This is a genomic window from Streptomyces sp. bgisy027 (genome assembly GCF_057710365.1).
In genome coordinates, this window is record NZ_JBYIVZ010000009.1 from 112,968 (window position 1) to 139,362 (window position 26,395).

Genomic DNA, 26,395 nt, shown 5'->3' on the forward strand with positions numbered 1-26,395 from the left:
TCGATTCCCGGCGCCCGGGAGGGGCCGTGGGTGCGGGGAGCACCCGAGGTCTCGACGGGATCGCGCTCAACCCGACAGGACAACAGGACGGGCAACTGTGCTGCCGTCAGGGCGGGTTGTTCAGGTAGCGCCGTAAACGCCGGGATGTCATGCGCGGGGCGGGGGCCCCGAGGGGAGGAACAGCGCGGCACGGGGGGCGGGGGCGTCTCCCGGGCGAGAAGACAGTGTTGGGCGAACTCTGTCGAACCACTGGCGACCTGGGGGGTCCCGTGCAACAGGGGGAATTAGTAGACCCGTTTTCGTCGGCGCGCGGGCGTCTGGCGAACGGGGCGATGTCCCGGCCCGCGAGCGACTGGGAGCAGCGCTACCGCCGCTCCGTGATCATCAGCGACACCGTGGCCACCGCCTTCGTGGTGGCGTCGATAGGCAACTTCTTCGGGGCCCGGGACGCGGCCAACTGGCACGAGAAGTGGGGAATCCTCGCCTTCTGCACCGAGCTGCTGGTGCTGGGGGCACTCGCGGTGAGCAGGGCGTGGTCCCCGGCCGTGCTCGGTCAGGGTGCCGAGGAGTTCCGCAGGCTCGGACGCTCCATGTTCACGGCGACCGTCGTGCTCGCGCTCGGCGGGATCGCCCTCACCTCGCGCAACATCAAGCTCTGGATCTTCGTCGCGATCCCCGCGATCGCCCTCGTCACCATGACGACGCGCTATCTGCTCCGCCTTTCGCTGCACAAGCAGCGCAAGGAAGGGAGGTGTCTCAGACCGGTGCTCGCCGCCGGGAGCCCGGCCACCGTACGCGACCTGATCACCCGTACCCGCAAGTTCCCGCACCTCGGCTGGCGCGTGGACGGAGTGTGCACGACGGACGGTCGCGGAATCGACGGCGACCAGCTCGACGGAGTGCCGGTCGTCGGCCGGCTGACGGACGTCGCCAAGTACGTCGAGCACGACGGCTACCGTGTCGTCGCGGTCACACCGGACCCGCACTGGACACCGGACCGGCTGCAGCGGCTGGCCTGGAACCTGGAGGGCAGCGACGCCGAAATGGTCGTGGCCCCCGTGCTGATGGAGGTGGCCGGCCCGCGGCTGCACGTCGACGCCGTGCTCGGGATACCGCTGCTGCGGGTCAGCATGCCGACCTTCACCGGGGGGCGCCGGGCGATCAAGGTGGTCGTCGACCGGGTGGGCGCGGCGTTCCTGCTGCTGCTGTTCGCGCCGCTGATGGCACTCGTCGGGCTGCTCGTGGTGGCGGACAGCCGGGGCGGGGTCTTCTACCGCCAGCGCAGGGTCGGCAAGGGCGGCCGCGAGTTCACCATCCTCAAGTTCCGCACCATGGTCGTCGGGGCGCACAAGGCACGCGCCGAGCTGGCCGACCGCAACGAGGGTGCGGGGCTGCTGTTCAAGCTCCGCCGGGATCCGCGGGTGACCCGGGTGGGAGCGGTGCTGCGCCGGTACTCGCTCGACGAGCTCCCGCAGCTCTTCAACGTGCTCACCGGATCGATGTCGCTCGTCGGGCCGCGGCCGCCGCTGCCGGAGGAGTCCGCCGCGTACGGCCCGGACATCCGGCGGCGGCTGCTGGTCAAGCCCGGACTCACCGGACTGTGGCAGATAAGCGGACGCAGCGACCTGCCGTGGGAGGAGGCGGTCCGCCTCGACCTGCGGTACGTGGAGGACTGGTCGCTGGCCCTGGACACGGTGATCTTGTGGAAGACGCTGCGGGCGGTGCTCTACGGCCAGGGGGCCTACTGATGCGCGGGGACAGCCGTCCGGCCGGCGCGGGGACAGCAGGCCACAAGGGCCTGCCTGGGGGGAGGAACGGGACATGAGAGTCAGCGTTTTCGGGCTCGGCTACGTGGGCTGTGTGTCGGCCGCGTGCCTGGCCGCCATGGGCCACGAGGTCATCGGGGTGGACGTGAACCAGGTGAAGGTCGACCTGGTCAACGACGGCAAGGCCCCGGTGGTCGAGGAGCGGATCGGCGAGCTCATCGCCGACGTCGTACGGACCGGGGCGTTACGCGCCACGGTCGACGTCCGTGAGGCGATCATGGACAGCGAGGTGTCGCTGGTCTGCGTGGGCACTCCGTCGGAGCCCAACGGCAGCCTGTGCACCACCTACTTGGAGCGGGTCACCGAGCAGATCGGCGCGGCGCTGGCCGAACGGGGCGGGCGGCACACCGTCGTGTTCCGCAGCACCATGCTCCCGGGCACCTGCCTGAACCTGCTGGTGCCGATCCTGGAGAAGTCCGTCGGCGGTACGGCCGGCGTGGACATCGGGGTCGCGGTCAACCCGGAGTTCCTGCGCGAGGGCACCAGCGTGAAGGACTTCTTCGACCCGCCCAAGACCGTCGTCGGCGAGCTCGACACGGCGAGCGGCGACGTGGTGCTGGCGCTGTACGACGGCCTGCCCGGCGAGGTGTTCCGGGTGCCGATCCCGACGGCCGAGGCGATCAAGTACGCGGACAACGCCTTCCACGGCCTGAAGATCGGCTTCGCGAACGAACTGGGCGCGGTGTGCCAGGCGCTCGGGGTGGACTCGCACCAGGTGATGGACGTGTTCCTGGCCGACCGCAAGCTGAACATAAGCCCCGCCTATCTGCGGCCCGGCTTCGCCTTCGGCGGGTCCTGCCTGCCCAAGGACCTGCGCAGCCTGGTCCACGCGGCACAGCGGGCCGACGTCTCGGTGCCCATCCTCTCCCATGTGCTGCCCTCCAACTCCGACCATCTGCAACGCGCGGTGGAGCTGGTCGAGCGCACCGGCAAACGCCGGATCGGCATGTTCGGGCTGTCCTTCAAACCCGGCACCGACGACCTCCGCGAGAGCCCGCTGGTCGAGCTGGCGGAGCGGCTCCACGGCAAGGGGTACGACCTGCGGATCCATGACGCCAACGTGAGCCTGTCCCGGCTGCTCGGCGCGAACCGCGAGTACATCGAGACCCGGCTGCCGCACCTCGCGCAGCTGCTCGCCGACTCCGTCGACGAGGTGCTCGAACACGCCGAGGTGTGCCTGGTCGGGACCAAGGACCCGGCCGTCCTCACCGCGCTGCCCCATGGCGGCGGCCCGGTGATCGTCGACCTCATCCACCTCCCCGACGCCGACGCGCGCCGGGCCGAACCGGGGTACATGGGCCTTGCTTGGTAACGCAGTCAGTGGTGACGGGTCGGGCCGGCGTGCGCTGATCCTGGTGGAGAACCTGTCGGTGCCGTTCGACCGGCGGGTGTGGCAGGAGTGCACGACGCTGCGCGACGCGGGCTGGGAGGTGCACGTCATCTGCCCGCGGGGGGAGAAGCGGGACACGGAGCCGGAGGCGTTGATCGACGGGGTGCGGATCCACCGCTACCCGTTGCGCGCGGCCACCGGCGGACCGGCCGGCTACCTGCGGGAGTACGGATCGGCGCTGTGGCACACGGCTCGGCTGGCCCGCAAGGTCGGCCCGGTCCACGTGGTCCACGCCTGCAACCCGCCCGACCTGCTGTTCCTGGCGGCACGGTGGCTCAGGCGGCGTGGCGCGCGGTTCGTCTTCGACCAGCACGACCTGGTGCCCGAGCTGTACCTCTCCCGGTTCGGCCGCGGCAAGGACCTGCTCTACCGCGCCGTGTGCGCGCTGGAACGGCGGACCTACCGGGCCGCCGACATCGTGCTCGCCACGAACGAGAGCTACCGGGACGTCGCGATACGCCGGGGCGGCCGACGCCCCGAGGACGTCTTCGTGGTGCGCAGCGCGCCCCAGACCGACCGGTTCCAACCGGTGCCGCCCGAGCCGGAGTTGAAGCGCGGCAAGCCTCATCTGCTGTGCTACCTGGGCGTCATGGGACCCCAGGACGGTGTCGACTACGCCCTGCGGGCCCTCGCGAAGCTGCGCGACGAGGTGGGGCGGACCGACTGGCACGCGGTGTTCGTCGGCGCGGGCGACGCCTTCGACGCGATGGTGGAACTGTCCCGGCAGCTCGGGCTCACGGACCAGGTGCAGTTCACCGGGCGCGTATCGGACGCCGACCTGGTGCGCTACCTGTCCACCGCTGACGTGTGCCTGTCCCCCGACCCGCGCAATCCGCTCAACGACGTGTCGACGATGAACAAGGTCCTGGAGTACATGGCGATGGGCCGGCCGATCGTCTCGTTCGACCTGAAGGAGGCGCGCGTCTCAGCCGGTGACGCCGCCGTCTACGCGCCCGCCGACGACGAGGCCCAATTCGCCGGCCTCATCGCGGCGCTGCTGGACGACCCGGACCGACGGGTCCGGATGGGCAAGGTCGGCCAGGAGCGGATCACCGGCCGGCTGTCCTGGGAGAACTCGCAGGCGTCACTGCTCGCGGCCTACGCCGCCGCGTGCCGTGACCGCACTCAGGTGTCGGCGGGCGGCCCGGTCCGCACAGGGAAGAGGCAACGGCGTTGAGCGAAGACACGATCCGCCTGGTCACCGTCGGGCGGATACTCCGGCGCAGGTGGCGGCTTCTCGCCGTCCTCGCCGTGGCGGGCGCACTCGTCGGCTACGGCACCTCGCTGGTGTTCCCACCGCGTTACACGGCTTCGGCATCGGTACTGCTGCCGGGGCAGTGGGAGGAGCGCGAGCTGCTGACCCAGGTCGACATCGCCACCAGTTCGACCGTGGTCGACCGCGCGGCAACCGACCTCGGCTGGACCGGCCTCAGCAGCGACGAGCTGCGGGACCGGGTGAGCGCCAAGGCATCCGACGGAAACATCGTCAAGATCTCCGGTACGGCCGACACCCCGAAGCACGCGCAGCAGCTCTCGGACCGGGTCGCCCAGCAGTTCGTCGCGTTCGCCGAGCGGATCGCGGGCGGCGGCACGGACTCCGAGGCGGCCACGGGACCCGAGGCGCTGCGGGAGCAGGTGAAGGAGACCAACCGCCGTATCAGCGACCTCGCCGACGCGGTGGATCCGGGGCGGACCGTGGAGGGCGTGCAGGCCCGCACCATGCTCGAGAAACTGCGCACCTCGCTGGAAGAGGCCATGACGAAGCTCGACGAGGCCGACCCGGCGAACAACAGGACCGGCCTGGTCGTCATGGGCCCGGCCGCCCGGCCGACCGGCGAGGCCCCGCCGACGAGGGTGCAGCTCGTCGTCGCCGGGGCGGTGCTGTTCTTCCTGCTCGCGGTCGTCGGCCATCTCGTCGGCGCCCGGACGAACCGCCGGCTGCGCACCGAGCAGGAGATCGCCGCGACGCTGGGCTCGGCGCTGCTCGGCACCGTCGACGTGCCCGACGACCGGAACACCCGGCGGCCGGAAGGCGCAGGCTCCGCAAGCCGGATCCGAAGGCTCCTCGGCACCGACACCCGATGGGACCTGCCGGCCCCGCGGAGGTCCGGCGACGAGAGCGGCCGGCGGATCCGCTACGGCCGTGTCTGCGCCCGTGTCCGGGAGCTGCTGCCGGCTCCCCGGCTGCTGCTGGTCGTCGTACCGGACGACGACGAGATCGCCCGCCTGGCCGCCGGGCAGCTCGTCGCCGAGGCCAAGGGCGATCCGCTGCTGCGGGTGGTGGAGGTCTCGGTGGACCGGCCGATGGTGCCGGACCGCGACAGCGAGTCCGGTGCCCTGGTGGTGCTCGGCGCGGGCAGCCGGACCGCGGAGGAACTGGCCGGCATCGCCGAGGCGTGCGCGGACGGCCGGCACGAGGTCGTCGGCGTCGTCGTCGCCGACCCGGTGGCGGCCCGCCCCGCGCGATCCGCCGCCCGTCCGCCGGACGACGCCGCCCCGGCGCTCGCGGTGCGCGGCCACGCAACAGGAGGTTCCGCATGACGACTGGCACGACTTCGGAGTCGTCGGCGGCCGGTCCGCTCATCGACCTGCAAGGGCTGGTGGTGGCGGTGCGCAGGCGCCGCCGCCTGTGGTGCACCATGGCGCTCCTCGGCCTGCTGGCCGGGGCGGCGGTGGCGGTCCTGATGCCGCCGCCCCCGAGCGCGGTGACCAAGGTGCTGGTCGCGCACGAGGACGACCAGCCCAACGACACCGGCACGCTGATCCGCACCGACGTGGCGCTGCTGCAGACCACAAGGGTCGCCGACATGGCCCTGCGGTCCCTCGAGTCCTCCGAGAAGACGGAGGACTTCATGCGGGACTACCGGGGTACCGGCCTGACCAACAACCTGCTCCAGATCGATGTGAGCGCGGACAGCGACGCGGAGGCGGTGGCCCGGGCCAAGGCGCTGGCCGAGGCGTTCGTGACGGACCACGTGCGGCGGATGCGGCAGTCCGCGCAGGCCGAGGCCAAGGCCCTCACCGACCAGCGCGACCGCATGCGGGACGAGCTCGACGAGGTCAACAAGGCGATCGGCGACCGCTCCCCGGAGAGCGACCCGAGAGCGTCCGCGAGCATCGAGTCGCTCTTCGCGCGCCGCGCCGAACTCAACTCGCGAATAGCCGACTTCGACCAGCGCGCCGCGGACGCGCGCACCGGCACACCCAAGGTCGTCGCCGGCACGCAGATCGTGGACGCACCGCGCGCGGTGCGGCACTCCCTGCCCAAGGCGGTCGCCACCGACTCCGCGATCGGGATCGTGCTCGGACTCGTCCTCGGGCTCGCGCTGGCCGCGGTCGGCACGGTGGTGGCGGACCGCCCCGTGCTGCGCCGGGACATCGCGGCGAACCTGGGTGCCTCGGTCATCGCGGAGCTGCCCCGCCGCTCGGGCAGGCTGTGGCAGCGCCGCCGGACCCGGGCGGCACGCGAACGGCTCACCGGGACCCTGGCCCGCACGGTACGCGGCTCCACGGAACCGCTGTCGCTGCTGGAACTGGGCTGCGCGCGCGGCACGGGCGTGCTCGCCCTGAACGTCGCGAAGGCACTGGCGGAAGAGGGGCCGGTGGTCGTCGTCGACGGTCTGCCCGGCCCGCAGCTCGCCGGGCGCCGTCCGAAGCCGGGAGATCCCACGGTGGTCAGCGGAGAGCGTGCCGCGGCCGCCTCGCCGCAGGAGCGCCGGATCGGCGTCGGGTCGGTCGCGCCCGGCACGGCGTGGACCGACCTCCAGTACCTCGGCACCCGGACCGTGCTCGTCGTGCGTGCCGGGCACGGCAGCGCCGCATGGCTGCACACCGTGGCGCGGCAGCTCGCGGACCAGCACATTCCGGTGATCGGCGTGGTGCTCATCGACCCGGATCCGCGGGACCGGACCGACGGCACGCTGTGGGACGGGCTGCACATCGCGCTGCGCGGCCGGAACGAGCGGCTCGCCCGGCAGAGCGGTGGGGGTACCTCCCACGCCGTTCAGACGGTGGGAGAGGGCCGGCCGCGGACGGATCGGCAGCCGATGTGGGCGACACGGGTCCCGGACAGCAACCAGGAGGCGCGGTAGTACATGTGTGGCATCGCAGGCACCTACCGGTGGCCGGACGGGAAGGTCGTGACCGACCGGCTCACCGAGACCCTCGCCCACCGCGGACCCGACGGGGCGGGCCGGTACAGCCACCCCGTCGGTGACGGCGAAGTGCACCTCGGACACCGCCGGCTGGCCATCATCGACCTGTCCGGGACCGGCGCCCAGCCGATGGTCTCGGACGGCCTCGTCCTGACGTACAACGGCGAGCTGTACAACGCGCCGGAGCTGCGTGCCGAGCTGGCAGCCGCCGGCGTGCGCTTCCGCGGCACCTCCGACACCGAGGTGCTCCTTGAGGCGTGGCGGCGCTGGGGCACGGACTGTCTGCCCCGGCTGCGCGGCATGTTCGCGTTCGGGATCTTCGACGAACGCACCGGTGAACTGGTGCTCGTCCGCGACCAGTTGGGCATCAAGCCGCTGTTCCTGCTGCGGCGCGGCGCGGGCCTGGTGTTCGCCTCCGAGCTCAAGGCGCTCGCCGCAGCCACCGGCGGAACGCTGGAGGTGGACCATGCGGCGCTGGTGGCCTCGCTCCTCTACTACTGGGTGCCGGACTCACGGTGCGCGTTCCGCGAGGCGGAGAAGCTGCCGCCGGGGAGCTGGCTGCGGTGCCGGCCCGACGGCCGGGTGGAGCGCGGCACGTTCTGGAACCTGAAGGACGTCGCCGCCGAGGGCCGGGAGCGGGCCCGCGGCGGCGAGCTGCCGGACCTGAACGCCGTCGTCGAGGAGTCGACCCGACGCCACCTGCTCTCCGACGTACCCGTGGCGACGTTCCTCTCGGGCGGTCTCGACTCCAGCTACCTGACCGCCCTCGCGGCCCGCCATCAGCCCGGGATCTCCGCCTACACGATCGGCTTCCGTGCCGAGGACGCCAAGTTCGAGGCGATGCCGGACGACCTGCGCTACGCCCGGCAGGTCGCCGAGCGGTTCGGTGTCGACCTGCACGAGATCGAGATCGCGCCGAACGTGCTCGACCTGCTGCCGCAGATGACGTACTCCCTGGACGAGCCGATCGGCGACCCCGCCGCCATCAACACCTTCCTGATCTGCTCGGCCGCCCGCCAGGCCGGGGTCAAGGTGATGCTCTCGGGGATGGGCGCCGACGAGCTGTTCGCCGGGTACCGCAAGCACCTGGCCAACCTGCTCGCGCTGCGCTACCAGCGCGTCCCGCGGCCCCTGCGGCGCGGGGTGTCGGGGCTCGTGGACCGGCTGCCGGTGGCCACGAGCCGCCGGGGGTACCGGTCGGTGCGCTTCGCGAAGCGGTTCCTGTCCTTCGCCGATCTGCCGGAGGAGACCGCGTTCCGGCGCAGCTACACCATGTACGACCAGGACGAGCTGCTCGACCTGGTCGATCCGGACCTGGCCGGGACGGTCGAGGACGTGCTGACCGAGCACGCGGACGTCTACCGGGACAACGACCTCGACGACTTCGTCAACCGCATGTGCCTGACCGACGCCCGGATGTTCCTGCCGGGCCTGAACCTGACGTACACGGACCGCTCCAGCATGGCCGCGTCGACCGAGGTGCGGGTGCCGTACGTGGACGTCGAGGTGGTCAGGGCGGCGTTCGCCTTCCCCGGCGATCGCAAGATCGCCGGGCGGCAGGGCAAGGCCGTCCTCAAGGAGGCGGCCACCTCGATCCTGCCCCGGGAGATCGTGTACCGGCCCAAGGGCCTGTTCAGCGCGCCGCTGCGGGCCTGGATGAGCCGGGATCTGGCACCGCTGGTGCGTGAGGTGATCCACGACGGCGAGCTGGTCAGGTCAGGGCTGCTGCGCCGCGACGCGCTGGCGCGGATGGCCGCCGAGGACGCCGCCGGGCAGCGGGACTTCTCCAAGCATCTGTGGCATGTGCTGACCCTCGAGTACTGGTATCGCGACGCGACCTCTGGGTCCGGCCAGAGCACTCGGTTAACGGCTTAGGAATCAGAGGAGTTCGGGTGAAGCAGGTTGTACAGAACTACAAGAGCGGCGAGCTGGCGGTGCTCGACGTGCCGGTGCCGGGGTGCAAGCCGGGCGGTGTGCTGGTCCGCACCGGGTACTCGCTGATATCCACCGGGACCGAGATGATGAAGGTGTCCGAGGCCGGCATGTCGATGCTGGGCAAGGCCCGCTCCCGCCCGGACCAGGTGGCCAAGGTCATGCAGAGCGTGGCCACCAACGGGGTGCCCGCCACCTACCGCAAGGTGATGGGCAAGCTGGACTCCTACACGCCGCTGGGCTACTCGCTGTGCGGTGTGGTCGAGCAGGTCGGCGCCGGGATCGACGACGTGAAGGTCGGCGACCTCGTGGCCTGCGCCGGCAACGAGCACGCGCTGCACGCCGAGCTGAACTGGGTGCCGAAGAACCTCTACACCCCGGTGCCGGACGGCCTGGCGCCGCGGCACGCGGCCTTCGGCACCGTCGGCTCGATCGCGATGCAGGGCGTCCGCCAGGGCGAGCCGCAGCTCGGCGAAGTGGCCCTGGTCATCGGCCTCGGGCTGATCGGGCAGCTGGTGGTGCAGCTCCTGACGGCCTCGGGGGTCCGTGTCGTCGGCGTCGACCCCGACCCGGCGCGCTGCGAGCTGGCCGAGCGGTTGGGCGCCGCGGCCTGCGGCGATCCCGACTCCGCGGCCGTGGAGGCCGCCGTCGCCGAACTCACCGACGGGCACGGCGTGGACCAGGTGTATCTGGCCGCCGGCGGCGGCAGCAACCAGCCCGTCGAGCTGGCCGCGCGGCTCTGCCGGGACCGCGGCCGGGTCGTCGACATCGGCAAGTGCCGCCTGGACCTGCCGTGGAACGCGTACTACGAGAAGGAGCTCGACGTCCGGTTCTCCCGCAGCTACGGGCCCGGACGCTACGACCCGGAGTACGAGCTTCAGGGGCGGGACTACCCGATCGGTTATGTGCGCTGGACCGAGCGCCGCAACCTCGCCTGCTTCCTCGACCTGGTCGCCCGTGGCCGCGTCGACGTGGAGCCGCTGATCTCGCACATCGCCGACTTCGACGACGCCGTGGAGACGTACCGGAGTCTGCAGGACGGCGACCTGAAGGCCGTGGCCGTGCTGTTCCGCTACCCCGAGCACGTGGATCGTTCGCAGGCCCCGGCCGTGGCGGTGCCCGCGGTGAACGTGAAGCCGAATCCGTCCCGGGCCGTGAGCAGGCCGGTGCGCCTCGCGTTCGTCGGCGCGGGCAACTACGCGACGTCGATGCTGCTGCCGCACCTGGCCCGGCGCGACGGCGTCGAGCTGTCCACGGTCGTCACCACGACGGCGCTGTCCGGGGCCAACGCGCAACGGAAGTTCGGCTTCGCCGAGGCGACCACCGATCTCGACGCGGTGCTCGGCGACACGTCCGTCGACGCGGTGTTCGTGGTCACCCGCCACAGCTCGCACGCCGACCTGACCCGCAAGGCGCTGCTGGCCGGCAAGGCGGTGTTCGTGGAGAAGCCGCTGGCGCTCACCGAGGACGACCTGGCGGGAGTGCTCGCGGCGGTGGAGGAGTCCGGCAACGACCGGCTCCAGGTCGGCTTCAACCGCCGGTTCGCGCCCCTGCTGACCCAGGCGAAGGAGCGGTTCGGCACCCGGACGGGTCCCGCGAGCCTGCGCTACCTGGTCAACGCGGGCCGGCTCCAGGACGGCAGCTGGTACCTCCAGCAGGGCACCGAGGGCTCGCGGTTCGAAGGCGAGGGCGGACACTTCATCGACACGGCGAGCTGGCTCCTGGAAGCCGACCCGGTGTCGGTGTACGCGGTCGCCCCGGCCGGCAACGAGGACCTCCAGGTCGTGCTGCGCTACCCGGACGACTCCACCGCCACCATCAGCTACGTCACCAGCGGCGCGCCCGGCTTCCCCAAGGAGACGCTGGACCTGGTCGCGGACGGCAAGGTGCTGCGGCTCGACGACTTCGTCCGCGCCTCGGTCCACGGCCGCAAGCGGTGGGTCAGTTCGCGGCTGCCCAAGGCCCGGGACAAGGGTCAGAACGCCGAACTGGCCGCGTTCGTCAAGGCCGTGCGGACCGGCGGGCCGATGCCGGTGCCGCTTCAGTCGCTGGTCGCGACCACGTCGGCCACCCTCGCCGTGCAGGCCGGCCTGGCCGCCGGTGCGCCGGTGACGTTGGCGAGGGCCCAGTGAGCATGAGCGCGGGCTGGTACCTGCGGCGCCTGTCCCGGATGGGGCCGCGGGAGATCGGCGGCCGGGCGGGCGACGCGGTGCGCAGACGGCGGTGGCGCTCGTCGCTGCCGGACAGTCCGGGCGTGACCGGCGCCCGGTTCACGGCGGTACTGCCCGCCGGGACGACGGCCGCGGTGCCGCCGGACGCCGCGAAACGTCTCCTCGCCGAGGCGGACCGGCTGATGGCGGGGCACGCCGAGTTCTTCGGGGTGGGCCGCGACGACATGGTCGACCCCGACTGGTGTCACGACCCGAAGACCGGGCGCCGGGCCCCGTGGGGCTACGCCTTCGACGTGCCGTACCGCAGCGAGGACACGGTCGGGGACATCAAGCAGATCTGGGAGCCGTCCCGGCATCAGTACCTCACCGTGCTCGCCGCGGCCTACGCGGTCACCGGGGACGAGCGGTACGCCGAGCGTGTCGCCGAGCATCTGCGGTCGTGGTGGGCGGCGAACACCCCGCTGCGCGGAGTGCACTGGATCAGCGGCATCGAGCTGGGGATACGGCTGCTGTCCTGGGTGTGGATCCGCCGGCTCCTCGACGGCTGGCCGGGCGCGGCCGGGCTGTTCGAGGACGACCCGGTGGCGCTGAACCAGATCTGGCACCACCAGCGCTGGCTGGCCGCCTTCCCCAGCCGGGGGTCGTCGGCGAACAACCACGTCGTCGCCGAGGCCGCCGGGCAGTTCGCCGCGGCCTGCGCGTTCGACTGGTTCCCCTCCTCGGCGCGTTGGCGGGCCGACGCCCTGAGGTCGCTGGAGCGCCATCTGCGCGCCAACACCTTCGGATCCGGCCTCAACCGCGAGCTGGCCACCGAATACCACGGACTGGTGCTGGAGCTCGGCCTGGCCGCGGTCGCCGAGGCCGATGCCGCGGGCGTGCCGGTCCCGGCATCCCTCCGGCTGGTCCTGCTGCGGATGACCGACGCGCTCGCGGCCGTCGTCGACAGCCGGTTGCGGCCCCCGCGCCAGGGCGACGCGGACGACGGTCACGGTCTGATCGTGGACGGCGCGGGCACCGACCGCTGGGCTTCCCTGCTGGCCACCGGCGACGCCGTGTTCGGCCGGCTCGGGTGGTGGCCGGAGCTGACCGGCACCGATGTGCGCACCCCGCTGCTGGCCGCGCTGATACGACCCGATGCCATCGAGGTGACGCGCCCGGCGAGCAGGCCGGCTCATTTCGCCGACGCGGGCATGACCATCCTGCGCGGGCCGGAGGAGATCTGGTGCCGCTGCGACGGGGGCCCGCACGGCTTCCTGTCCATCGCCGCCCACGCCCACGCGGACGCACTGTCCGTGGAGGTCCGGCACGACGGGGTCGACGTACTCGCCGACCCGGGGACGTACTGCTACCACGGGCAGCCCGAGTGGCGGCGGTACTTCCGCTCCACCCTCGGCCACAACACCCTGCAGCTGGACGGCGACGACCAGTCCGTCTCCGGCGGCCCGTTCCTGTGGACCCGGCATGCCCGCAGCCGTGTCCTGGCCGCGGACACGTCCGACGGGAACGTGGCCCGCTGGAGTGCCCAACACGACGGCTATCAGGGCTCCGTACACCGCCGCCGGGTGGAACTGACGGCCGCGAGCCGGGAGTTGAGGATCGTCGACGAGGTGCGGGGCCCGAACCGGTCCGTACGGCTGGCGTTCCACCTCGGCCCGGCGATCACCGCGGACCTGGCGGGCAACCGGGCCGTGCTCACCTGGACCCGGGACGGCGAGGCGCGCTCCGCGGTGCTCGACCTGCCCGGGGAGCTGAGCTGGCGGGCGCATCGCGGCGAGAGCGACCCGCCGCTGGGCTGGTACTCCGCCGGGTTCGGGCGCAAGGAACCCGCCACCACGCTGGTCGGCACCGGCTCCACCGACGGCACGGAGGACTTCGTCACCGTGCTCGGGTTCGGCGGTCAGGGGTGCGCGTGAGGATCATCAGGCGGCACTGGGCGTCGGTGGCGGCACCGGCGGCCCTCGCCCTGCTGGCGGTGACCGGCTGCGACAGCACGTCGGACGCCGGGGCGAAGCCGGCCGCCACGCCGTCGCCCACGCCCGTGGCCCGGGTGTGCGCGCAACCCGCGGCCGGGCCGGCGAAGGCGCCGGCGGGCGCGGTGACCGTCGACCCCGCGGTCGTCGGCGACCTGGCGGCGAAGACCAAGAGCAACCCCCCGAACACCACGTTCTGGCTCCGGCCGGGCAGGCACAGGCTCGACCCGGACCGCTACGCCCAGGTCGTCCCCAAGGAGGGGAACCGCTATGTCGGCGCGCCGGGCGCGGTGCTCGACGGCCGCAAGAAGAACCAGTACGCGTTCGGCGGCGGCGCCCGCCACGTCACCATCAGCCATCTGACGGTGCAGCGCTTCGTCGCGCCGCCGGACGAGGGCGTGGTCAACCACGACTCGGCCGACGGCTGGGTGATCGAGCACGCCACGATCCAGGACAACTCCGGGGCCGGGCTGATGGCCGGCGCCCACCAGCAGGTCCGCGCCAGCTGTCTGCGCGGCAACGGCCAGTACGGCATGAACGCGTACAAGGGCGGCGGCCGTATCAGCGGCCTGGTGGTCGAGGGCAACGAGATCGTCGGCAACAACACCGCCGACTGGGAGCGGCGCAGGGAGGGCTGCGGCTGCACCGGAGGCATCAAGTTCTGGGCCGTCGACGGCGCCGACGTGCGCGGCAACTGGGTGCACGACAACCGCGGAACGGGGCTGTGGGCGGACACCAACAACAACGACTTCCGCATCGAGAACAACGTGCTGGAGGACAACGACGGTGCCGCCCTGATCTACGAGACCAGCTACAACGCGGTCATCCGGGGCAACACGATCCGGCGCAACAACTGGGTCGAGGGCCGCAGGCAGGCCGACCGCGGGGACAACTTCCCCTTCGCGACCGTCTACCTGTCCGAGTCCGGCGGCGAACCACGGATCAAGGCCCGCACCGACAAGATCGAGATCTACCGGAACGTACTGGAGAACAACTGGTCCGGGATCACCCTGTGGGAGAACGCCGACCGGTTCTGCAACAGCCCGGCCAACACCTCTTCCGGTGACTGCACGTTGCTGGTCAAGGACACCGACCGCTGCGTGGAGCCGGCGATCGCCAAGGCACCGCTGTACGCCGACTGCCGGTGGAAGACCCAGCGCGTGGACATCCACGACAACCGCTTCGTGCTGGACAAGTCCGTCGTCAAGTGCACGGCGAAGTGCGACCGCATGGCCGTCCTCGCCAACTACGGCACCTATCCGGACTGGTCGCCGTACCAGGGCGAGCGGGTCTCCGAGGCGATCACCCGCAAGCAGCACAACCGCTGGCACGACAACGTCTACCTCGGACCGTGGACGTTCGTCGCCCACGACCCGAGCCAGGTGCTCGACTTCGGGCGCTGGCAGGCCACGCCGTACCGGCAGGACGAGGGCAGCACTTTCCGCCCACGGGACGGTGGTTGAGATGGGCGCAGTGCACACGCCGAAGATCGTCGGAACGGTCTGGGGGTTGCTGGTCCTCAACACGCTCGGCTCCGCCGGGGCGAAGACCATCGTCCCGCTGCCCCGCTCCCTCATCCAGATGGTCACCATGGGCGCGCTGGTCGTCGCGTTCACGCTGGCGCTCACCGTCAATCTCCGGCTGCGCATCCGGGCCAGTGCGTACGTGTCCCTGCTCACCCTGCTCCTGGTGGCGAGCGTGATCTCCAGCGCCGACCTGGAGTCCGGGTTCGGTGCGCTGTTCCGGTGCGCCCGGCTCGCCCTCTTCGTCGGCACGCTGTGGCTGCTCAGCCGCTGGTGGGACGGCAGCACGACGTTCGTACGGCACCACATCCGGATGTACTTCGCGGTGCTCGGGCTGGTGGCCGCCGGCCTGGTCATCTCACCGGGCGCGGCCCTGCCCGACCTGTACGGCGGGCGGCTGGTCGGCGCGCTGTGGCCGCTCACCCCGCCGCAGATCGGGCAGTACGCCGCGGTGATCATCGGGCTCACCGTGCTGCTCCTGCTGGGCCGCCGCACCGACCGGGCGAGCGCGGCGGTGGTCATCGTGCCCGCGCTCGTCCTGCTCGCGCTGACCCACACCCGCACGGCCACGCTCGGCCTCGTCATCGGGCTGACCTTGGCGATCGGGTCGCTCATCCTGACCAGCGCCGCCGCCCGCCGGTTCTTCACCTGGGCGGTGGTGTGCGCCACGGTGGCCGCGGTGGGGTTCGCCTCCGTGCTGCAGGCGTGGTTCCTGCGCGGGCAGAGCAAGGAGAACTTCTCCAGTCTGACCGGCCGGGCCAAGGTCTGGGACGCCCTGCTGGCCGAACCCCGCACGACCGGGGAGACGTTGTTCGGCATGGGCCTGGGCGACAAGTCGTTCGGCGGGCTGCCGATCGACAACAGCTGGCTCGCCGTCTACCAGGAACAGGGGCTGATCGGCCTCGGTCTGGTGACGGCGATCATCATCGTCCTCGGCGGCATCGCGTTGCTGCGGCCGCCCTCGCTGGAGAGGGCCTGCGCGATCTTCCTGATCAGCTACTGCGCGATGGCGTCGTACACCGAGGCCGGCCTGGGCGACGCCTCGCCGTATCTGCTGCATCTGGCGCTGGCCGCCTCACTGCTCGCGGCGCCCGCCGTGAAGGCACCTGCCGCGGACGCACCTCTCGCGGACGCACCTCTCGCGACACCCGAAGCCCCTCGACGACGCGTCCCGCAATGGGCCCGGCGAACGGAGGTGATCTGAGCATGCACGTTCTCGTGGTGCACAACCGCTACGCCTCGGCACAGCCGAGCGGAGAGAACAAGGTCGTCGACCAGGAGGTGGAACTGCTGCGCACGGCCGGCCACCGGGTCGAGCTGTTCGAGCGGCGCAGCGACGACATCGCCGCCCGTTCCCTGCTCGGCAAGGCCGCGTTACCGTTCCTCGTGCCGTGGAACCCGGCGGTCCGCACCGAGCTGGCTGCCCGGCTCCGGACCGAGCGGCCGGACGTGGTCCACGTCCACAACGTCTTCCCGCTCCTGTCGCCCGCGGTGCTGGCCGCCTGCGCCGACGCCGGCGTGCCCGCGGTCGCCACGCTGCACAACTACACCCAGGTCTGCCCGCCCGGAACGCTCCAGCGGGACGGCCGACCGTGCACCGAGTGCGTCGGTTCCGCGGCGCCGCTGCCCGCCGTCCGGCACGGCTGCTACCGCAACTCGCGCCTTGCGACGGTGCCGCTCGCGGTCAGTCTGTCGGTCAACCGGCGGCGTTGGTGGTCCGGCGTGGAGCGGTTCCTGTGCATCTCCGCGGCGCAGCGCGACGTGCTGGTGCGGTCCGGAATGCCGGCCGAACGGCTGGTGGTGAAGCACAACTTCGTGCCCGACCCGGACGACCGCCGCTCGGGCGCCGGCGAGCACGTGCTCTACCTCGGCCGGCTCGCGCAGGCCAAGGGCGTCCGGCTGCTCATGACCGCGTGGGACGAGGTGGCCGCGGCCGGCGGGGTGGGCGTGCCGCTCGTGATCGCCGGCACGGGACCGCTGGAGCAGGAGGTGACGGCGTGGGCGGCGGGCCGGGACGACGTGCGGTTCGTCGGCCTGTACGACACGGCGGAGTGCCGGAAGGCCATCGCGCGGTCGGTGGCCGTGGTGGCCCCCTCGACGTGGCTGGAGGCGTTCGGCCTGGTGGTGGTCGAGGCGATGGCGGCCGGGGTCCCGGTCGTCGCCGCCGGTCACGGCGCCTTCGTCGAACTCGTCGAGGACGGTGTGACCGGGCTGCTGCACCGGCCGGGCGAGCCCGGCTCGCTCGCGTCCTGCATACGCCGGATCGCGTCCGGAGGGGACCGCAACCAGGAGATGGGCCGGGCGGCCCGACGCCGGTACGAGCGGGGCTTCAGCCCGGCCGTCGGCCTCGAACGCCTGGTGGAGGAGTACCGCACCGCGATCGCGGGACGGTCAGCGCAGGCTCGCGACGGGGACACCCGCGCGAGCAGGGGGGATGGGGACAGTAGATGACACGATGCCGACTCTGCGGCTCGGAAGCGATGGCGAGCGTGGTCGACCTCGGGGCGACGCCACCATGTGAGAGTTTCCTCGCCGCGGACCAACTGGACAAGCCGGAGCCGGCGTACCCGCTGCACCTGCGGGTCTGCACCGACTGCTGGCTGGCACAGATACCTCCGCTGATCACGCCGGAGGAGACGTTCAGCGAGTACGCGTACTTCTCCTCCTTCTCGACCTCATGGGTGGAGCACGCGCGTACGTACGTCGACGGCGCCGTGCGGCGGTTGGGTCTCGGCACCGACTCCTTCGTGGTCGAGGTGGCGAGCAACGACGGGTACCTGCTGAAGCACGTGGTGGACCGCGGGATCCGCTGCCTGGGCATCGAGCCGTCGGTGAACGTCGGCGCGGCCGCCCGGGACGCGGGCGTGCCCACGCTCACGGAGTTCCTGTCCCCCGAGACGGGCTCGGGTGTCCGCGCCGAGCACGGCCCGGCGGATCTGGTCGTGGCCAACAACGTGTACGCGCACATCCCCGACGTGGTCGGGTTCACCCAGGGGCTGCGCGCCCTGGTCGCCGACGACGGCTGGGTCTCCGTCGAGGTGCAGCACCTGCTGACCCTGATCGAGGACAACCAGTACGACACGATCTACCACGAGCACTTCCAGTACTACACGGTCGCCTCCGCGATCCGGGCCCTGGCGAGCGGCGGACTCGCGCTCGTGGACGTCGAGTTGCTGCCCACGCACGGCGGCTCCATCCGGCTGTGGGCCCGGCCCGCCGAGGTGGCCGGCGAGCCGACGCAGCAAGTGACCGACGTGCTGGCCCGGGAGAAGGCCGCCGGGCTCCAGGAGCTGTCCGGATACACCGAGTTCTCCGCCCGGGTGGCCAAGGTGCGCCGGGACCTGTTGAAGTTCCTCATCACAGCGGCCGAGCGCGGCGAGACGGTCGTCGGCTACGGCGCCCCCGGCAAGGGCAACACCCTGCTCAACCACTGCGGCATCCGGCCCGACCTGCTGCCGTACACGGTCGACCGCAACCCCTACAAGCACGGCAGGTACACCCCGGGCACCCGCATCCCGATCCTGGCGCCCGATCAGATCGCCGCCGACCGGCCGGACTACGTCCTGATCCTCCCGTGGAACCTGCGGCCGGAGCTGACCGAGCAACTGTCCTTCGTGGGCGACTGGGGCGGCCGGCTGGTCTTTCCCATCCCGGAACTGAGCATTGTCGAGGTAAAGCGATGAAGGTCGTCCTGTTCTGCGGCGGTTACGGGATGCGGATGCGCAGCGGCGCCGCGGACGACGTGCCCAAGCCGATGGCGATGGTCGGCCCCCGGCCGCTGATCTGGCACGTCATGCGCTACTACGCGCACTTCGGGCACACGGATTTCATCCTGTGCCTCGGGTACGGCGCACACCACATCAAGGACTTCTTCCTCAGCTACGAGGAGACGACGTCCAACGACTTCGTGCTGCGCGGCGGACGGACCGAGCTGCTGTCCACCGACATCTCGGACTGGACGATCACGTTCGCGCAGACCGGCATCGAGTCGCCCATCGGGGAGCGGCTGCGCCGGGTGCGGCACCACCTGGACGGCGACGAGATGTTCCTCGCCAACTACGCCGACGTGCTCACCGACGCCCCGCTGGACGAGATGATCGACCGGTTCGCCGCGCGTGACGCCGGGGCGTCGATGATGGTGGTGCCGCCGCAGTCCTCGTTCCACTGCGTGGAGCTGGGCGAGGACGGTCTGGTGGGGGGCATCACCGCGGTGAGCGACATGCCGCTGTGGGAGAACGGCGGCTACTTCGTGCTCCGCCAGGAGGTCTTCGACCACCTACCGGAGAACGGGGACCTGGTCGCCGACGGCTGCGCCCAGCTGGCCAAGCGCGGACGGCTGGTGGCGCACCAGCACCGCGGTTTCTGGAAGCCGACCGACACCGTCAAGGAGCGGGCCGCGCTGGACGCCGCCTACGCCAGGGGCGACCGTCCGTGGGCCGTGTGGGAGCGGGCCGGCGCCGGAGCGCGGGCGTGATCCGGCTGGGCGCCGGGCGCCTGGAGAGGATCGCCGCCGTCGGCGCGCACTGCGACGACATCGCCATCGGCGCCGGCGGCACCCTGCTGACGATGTGCCTGGCGCAGCCCGGCATCCGCGTCGACGCCCTGGTGCTGTCCGGCGGTGGCAGCGACCGGGAGCAGGAGGAGCGGGCCGCGCTCGCCGCCTTCTGCCCCGGCGCCGACCTGCGGCTGACCGTGCTCAAGCTGCCGGACGGGCGGATGCCCGTGCACTGGGACGAGGCCAAGGCCGCCGTGGAGGAACTGCGCGCGCAGACCGCCCCGGACCTGATCCTGGCCCCGCGCGCCGACGACGCGCACCAGGACCACCGCGGCCTGGCTCAGCTGATACCGACCGCGTTCCGCGACCACACGGTCCTCGGCTACGAGATCGTCAAGTGGGACGGCGACCTCGGCCGTATGGCGGCCTACCAGCCGCTGTCGACGGAGATCGCCGAGGAGAAGGTACGGCTGCTGCAGGAGCACTACGCCTCGCAGCGCCACCGCCCCTGGTACGACCGGGAGGCCTTCCTCGGCCTCGCGCGGATCCGCGGCATCGAATGCCACGAGCGATACGCCGAAGCGTTCGCCGTCACCAAACTCAAGCTCAACCTGGGGGGTTGAACCATGCGCGTACTGCTGACCGGTCACCAGGGATACCTGGGAACCGTCATGGCCCCGGTCCTCGCCGCCGCCGGACACGAGGTCGTCGGCCTCGACGCCGGCCTCTTCGCCGACTGCGTCCTCGGCGAGACCCCGGCGGACCCGCAGGGGCACAAGGTGGACCTGCGCGACGTCACGGCCGAGCACGTGGCCGGCGTCGACGCCGTGATCCACCTGGCCGCGCTCTCCAACGACCCGCTGGGATCGCTGGCGCCGGAGCTGACGTACGACATCAACCACCACGCGTCCGTACGGCTCGCCCGACTCGCCCGCGACGCCGGGGTGGGGCGTTTTCTGTACGCGTCCACCTGCTCGGTCTACGGCGCCGCCGGCGGCGACGAGCTGGTGGCCGAGGACGCCCCGCTGCGCCCGGTGACGCCGTACGCGGAGTCCAAGGTGCGCGTCGAGGACGACCTGCACGCGCTGGCCGACGGCGACTTCACCCCGGTGTACATGCGCAACGCCACCGCCTTCGGCTACTCGCCCCGGCTGCGCGCCGACATCGTGCTGAACAACCTCGTGGGCCACGCGCTGCTTTCCGGCGAGGTGTTGGTTCTCTCCGACGGCACCCCCTGGCGCCCGCTGGTGCACGCCGTCGACATCGCCCGGACCTTCACGGCCGCGCTCACCGCGCCCCGGGAAGCCGTGCACGACCGGGCGTTCAACATCGGCAGCGAGACCAACAACGTCACGGTCGCCGAGATCGCCGAGCAGGTCGCCGAGGCGGTGCCCGGCTCCAAGGTGAACATCACCGGGGAGAACGGCGCCGACCCGCGGTCGTACCGCGTGGACTTCTCCCGCTTCCGCACCGCGATCCCCGGCTTCGACTGCGAGTGGACGGTGAAGCGGGGCGCGCTGGAACTGGCCGACTCCTACCGGAAGTTCGACCTGACCCGGGAGGCCTTCGAGCAGCGCTTCACCCGGCTCGCCGTGCTCCGCTCGGCGTCCGACACCGGCGCCGTCGACGACACCCTGCGGTGGCGCCGATGACCGACGCGGGCGAGGAGATGTACCAGCTGGTGGAGCGGCTGTACCCACTGTGCCGGAGCATCACCGGCGACGGTGTGCGCGCCACCCTGGACATCGTGGGCGAGTACATCCCGCTCCAGACGTACGAGGTGCCGACCGGGACCCAGGTGCTCGACTGGACGGTGCCGCAGGAGTGGAACATCCGGGACGCGTACATCGCCGACGCCGAAGGCAAGCGGGTCGTCGACTTCCGCGAGTCCAGCCTGCACGTGCTCGGCTACAGCGTGCCGGTGTCGGCGACCATGCCGCTGTCCGAGCTGCGCGCGCACCTGCACACGCTTCCGGAACACCCGGCCTGGGTGCCGTACCGCACCAGCTACTACAAACCGGATTGGGGGTTCTGCCTGGCCCAGGAGACCCTGGACGCGCTGCCGGACGGCGAGTACGAGGTGCGCATCGACTCCACCCTCGCCGACGGCCACCTCACCTACGCCGAGTACGTGGTCCCGGGACAGGTCCCCGACGAGGTGATCGTCTCCTGTCACGTCTGCCACCCGTCGCTGGCCAACGACAACCTGGCCGGCATCGCGGTGGCGACGTTCCTGGCCCGGGAGCTGGCGCAGGAGACGCCGTACTACACCTACCGGTTCGTCTACGCGCCCGGCACCATCGGGGCGATCACCTGGCTGGCCCGCAACGCGGAGCGGGTGGACCGCGTCAAGCACGGGCTGGTGCTGGCCTGCGCCGGTGACCCGGGCTCGCTGACGTACAAGCGGAGCAGGCGCGGCGACGCGGAGATCGACCGGGTGATGGGGCATGTGCTGGCCGCATCCGAACGCCCGCACCAGGTCAACGAGTTCACCCCGTACGGCTACGACGAGCGGCAGTACTGCTCGCCCGGGTTCAACCTCGGCGTGGGCTCGCTCAGCCGGACCCCGTACGCCGGCTACCCCGAATACCACACCTCGGCGGACAACCTGGACTTCGTCTCCCCGGAGGCGATGGCGGACACGCTCGCCGTCTGCCGCGAGGCGTTCGGCGTCCTCGACCGCAACCGGAGGTACCTCAACCTCAGCCCCTACGGCGAACCGCAGCTGGGCCGGCGCGGGCTGTACGACGCGCTCGGCGGCCGCAGCGACACCAAGCAGGCCCAGATGGCCATGCTCTGGGTGCTCAGTCTCTCCGACGGCGAGCACAGTCTGCTGGACGTCACCGAGCGGTCCGGGCTGCCGTTCGACACCGTCGCCACCGCGGCCGACGCCCTGCACGGCGCCGGTCTGATCAAGGCATGACGCGGATGACCACCGAGGAGGAGAAGGCGACGGCACCGGCGGGATCCACCCGCCGGGCCTTCGCCGGCCGGCTGTCCTGGGGGCTGGCCGACCAGGCGGCCTCCAGCATCAGCAACTTCGCGGTGGGGATCTACGTGGCCCGCTCGCTGGGGGTGACCGCGTTCGGCGTGTTCAGCCTCGCCTGGGTGACCTACGGCGTGGTGCTCAACGTCTCCCGGGGCCTGGCCACCGACCCGCTCGTGGTGCGCTTCAGCGGCGTGTCGGACTCGGCCTGGCGCGGGGCGGTGGCCCGGTCGTCGGGCACCGCGCTCGGCGTCGGTGCCGCGATCGGCGCGGGGTGTCTGGCCGCCGGCCTCGCCCTCGGCGGCCAGGTCGGGCCGGCGTTCGCCTGTCTCGGTGTCATGCTGCCGGGGCTGCTGCTCCAGGACGCCTGGCGGTACTCGTTCTTCGCCGCGGGCACCGGGAAGAAGGCGTTCGTCAACGACCTCGTGTGGGGTGTCGCGCTCGTCCCGGCCATGGTGCTGGCGGCCCGCGTGGACAGCGTGGCCGCCTTCGTGCTCGCCTGGGGCGCGTCCGCCACGGTGGCCGCGGGATACGGCTACGTCCAGTCCGGCATCCTGCCGCGCACGGCCCGGGCACGCGCGTGGCTCCGCGAGCAGCGCGACCTCGGCTACCGGTACCTGGTCGAGAACGTCAGCCTCAGCGGCGCGAGCCAGTTGCGTGCGTACGGGCTCGGCGCGATCGTCGGCGTCGGCGCGGTGGGCGCGGTCCGGGGCGCCGAGCTGCTGCTCGGCCCGTTCCTCGCCGTGCTGATGGGCCTGTCGCTGGTCACCGTCGCGGAGGCGGCACGGGTCCTGCGGCGGGCCCCGGACCGCCTGGGCCGGTTCTGCCTCCTGCTGGGCGGCGGGCAGGCCGTCGCCGCGCTGTGCTGGGGCGGGGCGCTGCTGCTCATGCCGGACCGGCTCGGCGAGCTCGTGCTCGGCGACGTCTGGCACTCCGCCGCGCAGCTCGTCGTGCCGGTCACCCTCGGCGTCGCGGGCGCCGGCCTCGGCACCGGCGCGGCGGCCGGGCTGCGCGCGCTCGCCGCGGCCCGGCGCAGCCTGCGCTGCCAGCTGTTCGCGTCCGCCTGCTACGTGGCGGGCGGCCTCGGCGGCGCGGCCCTCGCCGGCACGGTCGGCTCGGCCTGGGGCGTCGCCACCGCGACCCTCGCCGCCTCCGCCGTGTGGTGGCTCCAGCTGCGCTCCGCCCTGCGCGAGCACCACCAGAACTCCATTCCCGAAGTGAGGACGCCATGACCGCCCGACCCAGGCTGAGCATCGGCCTGCCCGTGTACAACGGCGAGGAGTACCTCGCCGAGTCGCTCGACGCCCTCCTCGGCCAGACCTACGAGGATTTCGAGCTGGTCGTCTCCGACAACGCCTCGACCGACGGGACCGAGGAGATCTGCCGCAAGTACGCCGCGCAGGACTCGCGCATCCGCTACCTGCGGCTGCCCCGGAACGTCGGCGCCGCACCGAACCACAACTACGTGTTCACCCAGTGCCGCGGTGAGTTGTTCAAGTGGGCCTCGCACGACGACCTCTACGCCCGGGACCTGCTGCGCCGCTGTGTACAGGCGCTGGACGAGCGGCCGGAGATCGTCCTCGCGCACTCCGACCAGGCGGTCATCGACGGCGACGGACAGGTGAAGGTCCCCTACGAGTACGGGCTCGCCACCGCCTCGCCCGACGCGCCGGAGCGCTTCCGCAGTTTCCTGTTCGAGCCCGGTGGCGACGACTTCTACGGGGTGATGCGCGCCGACATGCTGCGCCGGGTGCGGCCGCACGACAGTTATCACCACGCGGACCGCACGTTCGTCGCCCAGATCGTCCTCCAGGGGCCCTTCCACCAGGTGCCGGAGCTGCTGTACTTCCGCCGCGACCACCCCACCCGCGCCGAGCGCGCGAACCCGAGCAAGCGTTCCCGGTGCGTCAACCTGGACCCGCGCCGGGCGGGCCCGCTGCACCCGACTCCCCGGCTGCTCGCCGAGTACGTCCTGGGCTTCGTCTCGGCGATCCGGCGGGCTCCGCTGTCCGGGGCGGACCGGCGCGCCTGCTACCGCCACCTGGCCGAGTGGATGACGAGCCGGGTCCGGCCGGGCGCCGGCGAGCGGGTCGAGGACCGTGCCCCGGTCGACCCGGACAGGCTGACCGTCTCCGTCGACGACCTCGTCGCGGGACGTGAGGGGCGGCGGACATGAAACGCCCCGTACGCGTCGGGGTGTTCGGCCTGCTCGGCTCCGGCAACCTCGGCAACGACGGGTCGCTGGAGGCCGTGCTCGGGTACTTGCGCGCCGAGCACCCCGAGGCGTCCGTGGACGCGCTGTGCGGCGGACCCGAGGTCGTCACGGCCCGGTACGGGATTCCCGCGACGCGGCTGCACTGGTACCGCGGGGAGTACCGGACCGCGTCACGTGCGGGCGCGATCGCGGGCAAGGGGCTGGGCAAACTCGTCGACGCCTTCCGTACCGCCGCCTGGGTGCGCCGGCACGACGTGGTGATCGTGCCGGGCATGGGCGTCCTGGAGGCCACGCTGCCGCTGCGGCCCTGGGGCTTCCCGTACGCGCTGTTCCTGCTCTGCGCGTCCGGCCGGCTGTTCGGCACCAAGGTCGCGCTGGTCGGCGTCGGCGCCGGACCCATCGGCAACCGGCTGACCCGGAGCCTGGTGCGCCGGTCGGCGCGGCTGGCCGCCTACCGGTCGTACCGGGACGCCCAGTCCCGTGACGCGCTGCGGGAGATGGGTGTGGACACCGCGCGCGACGAGGTCCACCCGGACCTCGCGTTCGCCCTGCCGGCATCGCGCTCCGGCACACCCCCGGGCCCGCCGGGTGTGGTCTGCGTCGGTGTCATGGACTTCCACGGCGGCGACGACGACCGCGCCCGGGCGGAGGAGATCCACCGGCGCTACCTCGACGGGACGACCCGGTTCGTCCGCGCGCTGGTCGAGGACGGCAGGCCGGTCCGGCTGCTCACCGGCGACGAGTGCGACCGGTCCGTGGTCGCCGCGATCCTCGAAGCGGTGGACTCGCCGCTGGTCACCGCCGCCGAGGCGGCCTCGCTGGCCGACCTGATGAAGGAGACCGCGGCCGCCGACACCGTGGTGGCGACCCGGTACCACAACCTCATCTGCGCACTGAAGGCCGGCACCCCGACGCTCGCGCTGAGCTACGCGGCGAAGAGCGACGCGCTCATGGACCGGATGGGCCTTGCCGCGTACTGCCATCCGGCTCGCGAGGTGGACGCCGACCGGCTGCTGGAGCAGTTCCGGGCGCTGGAGAAGCGATCGGCGGAACTGCGGCGGACTCTGGCCGAGCGCAACCTGGTCGCCACCCGGCAACTCCAGGACCAGTTCACCGCCCTGACGACAACTCTGTTCCCGGCAACCGACCAAGCGCAGGCCCGCACCCGGCAGGAGACTCCATGAAGGCCGTCGAAGTCCCGGCGATCGCCGGCGCGTACCTCTTCGAGCCGACCCCGTACGCCGACGAACGCGGCTTCTTCTGCCGCACCTTCGACGCCGACGTGGTCCGCTCGGTGGGCATCGATCCGGACGCCTTCGTCCAGGACAGCGTGTCCCGCTCGGTCCGGGGTGTGCTGCGCGGCCTGCACCTGCGCTCCGGCGCCGGCGAGGCCAAGCTGGTGCGGTGCTCCTACGGGCAGATCTTCGACGTCGTCGTGGACCTGCGGCCCGAGTCGCCGACCTACCGCAACGTGGCGACCTTCGAGCTGTCCGGCGAGACCCAGACGACCCTGTACATCCCGGCGGGATGCGCGCACGGCTTCCAGGCGCTGACCGGGACCGCCGACACCTCGTACCGGATCGACCGCCCGCACGATCCGGCGGAGGACGTGACGATCGCCTTCGACGACCCGGAACTCGCGATCCGCTGGCCGCTGCCGGCCACATCGATGTCCCAGCGGGACCGGGAGGCGCCCCGCCTCGCCGAGGTCCTGAAGCAGAGAGAGAGCTGAA

Annotated in this window: 20 protein-coding genes; all 20 read left to right on the plus strand. The window is 72.0% G+C overall.

Translation table 11 applies throughout. The annotated features are described in order from the left end of the window. Positions 1-269 precede the first annotated feature (269 nt). The 20 genes from AC3ETA_RS12050 (at position 270) to rfbC (ending at position 26,394) form a co-directional block, all read left to right on the plus strand. The gene (locus AC3ETA_RS12050; protein ID WP_432192840.1) at positions 270-1,748 is read left to right on the plus strand and encodes a sugar transferase; all 1,479 of its coding nucleotides are present in this window, start codon (positions 270-272) and stop codon (positions 1,746-1,748) included. A gap of 73 nt (positions 1,749-1,821) precedes the next feature. Further along, on the plus strand, positions 1,822-3,138 hold the full coding sequence (locus tag AC3ETA_RS12055) for a nucleotide sugar dehydrogenase (protein WP_432192841.1): 1,317 nt from the start codon (positions 1,822-1,824) through the stop codon (positions 3,136-3,138). Further along, entirely contained in the window at positions 3,128-4,393 is a 1,266-nt protein-coding gene (locus AC3ETA_RS12060) for a glycosyltransferase family 4 protein (RefSeq protein ID WP_432192842.1), read from the plus strand. The genes AC3ETA_RS12055 and AC3ETA_RS12060 overlap by 11 nt, the downstream gene beginning before the upstream one ends. Further along, a complete protein-coding gene (locus AC3ETA_RS12065) occupies positions 4,390-5,757 on the plus strand; it encodes a Wzz/FepE/Etk N-terminal domain-containing protein (protein ID WP_432192843.1) in 1,368 nt (455 codons plus the stop codon). Before AC3ETA_RS12060 ends, AC3ETA_RS12065 begins: the two co-directional genes overlap by 4 nt. Then, the gene (locus tag AC3ETA_RS12070; protein ID WP_432192844.1) at positions 5,754-7,307 is read left to right on the plus strand and encodes a Wzz/FepE/Etk N-terminal domain-containing protein; all 1,554 of its coding nucleotides are present in this window, start codon (positions 5,754-5,756) and stop codon (positions 7,305-7,307) included. The genes AC3ETA_RS12065 and AC3ETA_RS12070 overlap by 4 nt, the downstream gene beginning before the upstream one ends. Before the next feature lie 3 nt (positions 7,308-7,310). Continuing rightward, complete coding sequence (gene asnB, locus AC3ETA_RS12075; protein WP_432192845.1) at positions 7,311-9,245, plus strand: asparagine synthase (glutamine-hydrolyzing); 1,935 nt, start codon at positions 7,311-7,313, stop codon at positions 9,243-9,245. A gap of 17 nt (positions 9,246-9,262) precedes the next feature. Next, positions 9,263-11,434 carry a bi-domain-containing oxidoreductase gene (locus tag AC3ETA_RS12080; RefSeq protein ID WP_432192846.1) on the plus strand — a complete coding sequence of 724 codons (2,172 nt, stop codon included), beginning with the start codon at positions 9,263-9,265 and terminating at the stop codon, positions 11,432-11,434. A gap of 2 nt (positions 11,435-11,436) precedes the next feature. Next, positions 11,437-13,386: a heparinase II/III family protein gene (locus AC3ETA_RS12085; RefSeq protein ID WP_432192847.1), complete on the plus strand. Its 1,950-nt coding sequence runs from the start codon at positions 11,437-11,439 to the stop codon at positions 13,384-13,386. Then, positions 13,383-14,906: a right-handed parallel beta-helix repeat-containing protein gene (locus AC3ETA_RS12090; RefSeq protein WP_432192848.1), complete on the plus strand. Its 1,524-nt coding sequence runs from the start codon at positions 13,383-13,385 to the stop codon at positions 14,904-14,906. Before AC3ETA_RS12085 ends, AC3ETA_RS12090 begins: the two co-directional genes overlap by 4 nt. Before the next feature lies 1 nt (position 14,907). Beyond that, entirely contained in the window at positions 14,908-16,170 is a 1,263-nt protein-coding gene (locus AC3ETA_RS12095) for an O-antigen ligase domain-containing protein (RefSeq protein WP_432192849.1), read from the plus strand. Positions 16,171-16,172: 2 nt separating this feature from the next. Beyond that, positions 16,173-17,417 (plus strand): glycosyltransferase, encoded by a 1,245-nt coding sequence (locus AC3ETA_RS12100; protein WP_432192850.1) that lies wholly within the window; start codon positions 16,173-16,175, stop codon positions 17,415-17,417. After that, positions 17,414-18,649: a class I SAM-dependent methyltransferase gene (locus AC3ETA_RS12105; protein WP_432192851.1), complete on the plus strand. Its 1,236-nt coding sequence runs from the start codon at positions 17,414-17,416 to the stop codon at positions 18,647-18,649. Before AC3ETA_RS12100 ends, AC3ETA_RS12105 begins: the two co-directional genes overlap by 4 nt. Then, positions 18,646-19,440 (plus strand): glycosyltransferase family protein, encoded by a 795-nt coding sequence (locus AC3ETA_RS12110; protein ID WP_432192852.1) that lies wholly within the window; start codon positions 18,646-18,648, stop codon positions 19,438-19,440. Before AC3ETA_RS12105 ends, AC3ETA_RS12110 begins: the two co-directional genes overlap by 4 nt. Further along, entirely contained in the window at positions 19,437-20,084 is a 648-nt protein-coding gene (locus tag AC3ETA_RS12115; RefSeq protein WP_432192853.1) for a PIG-L deacetylase family protein, read from the plus strand. Before AC3ETA_RS12110 ends, AC3ETA_RS12115 begins: the two co-directional genes overlap by 4 nt. Positions 20,085-20,087: 3 nt before the next feature. Then, positions 20,088-21,113, plus strand: a complete 1,026-nt coding sequence (locus AC3ETA_RS12120; protein WP_432192854.1) for an NAD-dependent epimerase/dehydratase family protein — start codon at positions 20,088-20,090, stop codon at positions 21,111-21,113. Further along, positions 21,101-22,384 (plus strand): DUF4910 domain-containing protein, encoded by a 1,284-nt coding sequence (locus tag AC3ETA_RS12125; RefSeq protein WP_432192855.1) that lies wholly within the window; start codon positions 21,101-21,103, stop codon positions 22,382-22,384. Before AC3ETA_RS12120 ends, AC3ETA_RS12125 begins: the two co-directional genes overlap by 13 nt. Beyond that, positions 22,381-23,679 (plus strand): MATE family efflux transporter, encoded by a 1,299-nt coding sequence (locus AC3ETA_RS12130; protein ID WP_432192856.1) that lies wholly within the window; start codon positions 22,381-22,383, stop codon positions 23,677-23,679. Before AC3ETA_RS12125 ends, AC3ETA_RS12130 begins: the two co-directional genes overlap by 4 nt. Next, entirely contained in the window at positions 23,676-24,623 is a 948-nt protein-coding gene (locus tag AC3ETA_RS12135; protein WP_432192857.1) for a glycosyltransferase family 2 protein, read from the plus strand. The genes AC3ETA_RS12130 and AC3ETA_RS12135 overlap by 4 nt, the downstream gene beginning before the upstream one ends. Beyond that, positions 24,620-25,846, plus strand: a complete 1,227-nt coding sequence (locus tag AC3ETA_RS12140) for a polysaccharide pyruvyl transferase family protein (RefSeq protein WP_432192858.1) — start codon at positions 24,620-24,622, stop codon at positions 25,844-25,846. The genes AC3ETA_RS12135 and AC3ETA_RS12140 overlap by 4 nt, the downstream gene beginning before the upstream one ends. Continuing rightward, positions 25,843-26,394 carry a dTDP-4-dehydrorhamnose 3,5-epimerase gene (gene rfbC / locus AC3ETA_RS12145; protein WP_432192859.1) on the plus strand — a complete coding sequence of 184 codons (552 nt, stop codon included), beginning with the start codon at positions 25,843-25,845 and terminating at the stop codon, positions 26,392-26,394. The genes AC3ETA_RS12140 and rfbC overlap by 4 nt, the downstream gene beginning before the upstream one ends. Position 26,395: the final 1 nt, after the last annotated feature.

Coding starts and splice junctions, on each gene's coding strand:
- AC3ETA_RS12055 (WP_432192841.1), top strand. CDS start 1,822: ATGAGAGTCAGCGTTTTCGGGCTCGGCTACGTGGGCTGTGTGTCGGCC.
- AC3ETA_RS12070 (WP_432192844.1), top strand. CDS start 5,754: ATGACGACTGGCACGACTTCGGAGTCGTCGGCGGCCGGTCCGCTCATC.
- asnB (WP_432192845.1), top strand. CDS start 7,311: ATGTGTGGCATCGCAGGCACCTACCGGTGGCCGGACGGGAAGGTCGTG.
- AC3ETA_RS12085 (WP_432192847.1), top strand. CDS start 11,437: ATGAGCGCGGGCTGGTACCTGCGGCGCCTGTCCCGGATGGGGCCGCGG.
- AC3ETA_RS12095 (WP_432192849.1), top strand. CDS start 14,908: ATGGGCGCAGTGCACACGCCGAAGATCGTCGGAACGGTCTGGGGGTTG.
- AC3ETA_RS12100 (WP_432192850.1), top strand. CDS start 16,173: ATGCACGTTCTCGTGGTGCACAACCGCTACGCCTCGGCACAGCCGAGC.
- AC3ETA_RS12105 (WP_432192851.1), top strand. CDS start 17,414: ATGACACGATGCCGACTCTGCGGCTCGGAAGCGATGGCGAGCGTGGTC.
- AC3ETA_RS12110 (WP_432192852.1), top strand. CDS start 18,646: ATGAAGGTCGTCCTGTTCTGCGGCGGTTACGGGATGCGGATGCGCAGC.
- AC3ETA_RS12120 (WP_432192854.1), top strand. CDS start 20,088: ATGCGCGTACTGCTGACCGGTCACCAGGGATACCTGGGAACCGTCATG.
- AC3ETA_RS12130 (WP_432192856.1), top strand. CDS start 22,381: ATGACGCGGATGACCACCGAGGAGGAGAAGGCGACGGCACCGGCGGGA.
- AC3ETA_RS12135 (WP_432192857.1), top strand. CDS start 23,676: ATGACCGCCCGACCCAGGCTGAGCATCGGCCTGCCCGTGTACAACGGC.
- AC3ETA_RS12140 (WP_432192858.1), top strand. CDS start 24,620: ATGAAACGCCCCGTACGCGTCGGGGTGTTCGGCCTGCTCGGCTCCGGC.
- rfbC (WP_432192859.1), top strand. CDS start 25,843: ATGAAGGCCGTCGAAGTCCCGGCGATCGCCGGCGCGTACCTCTTCGAG.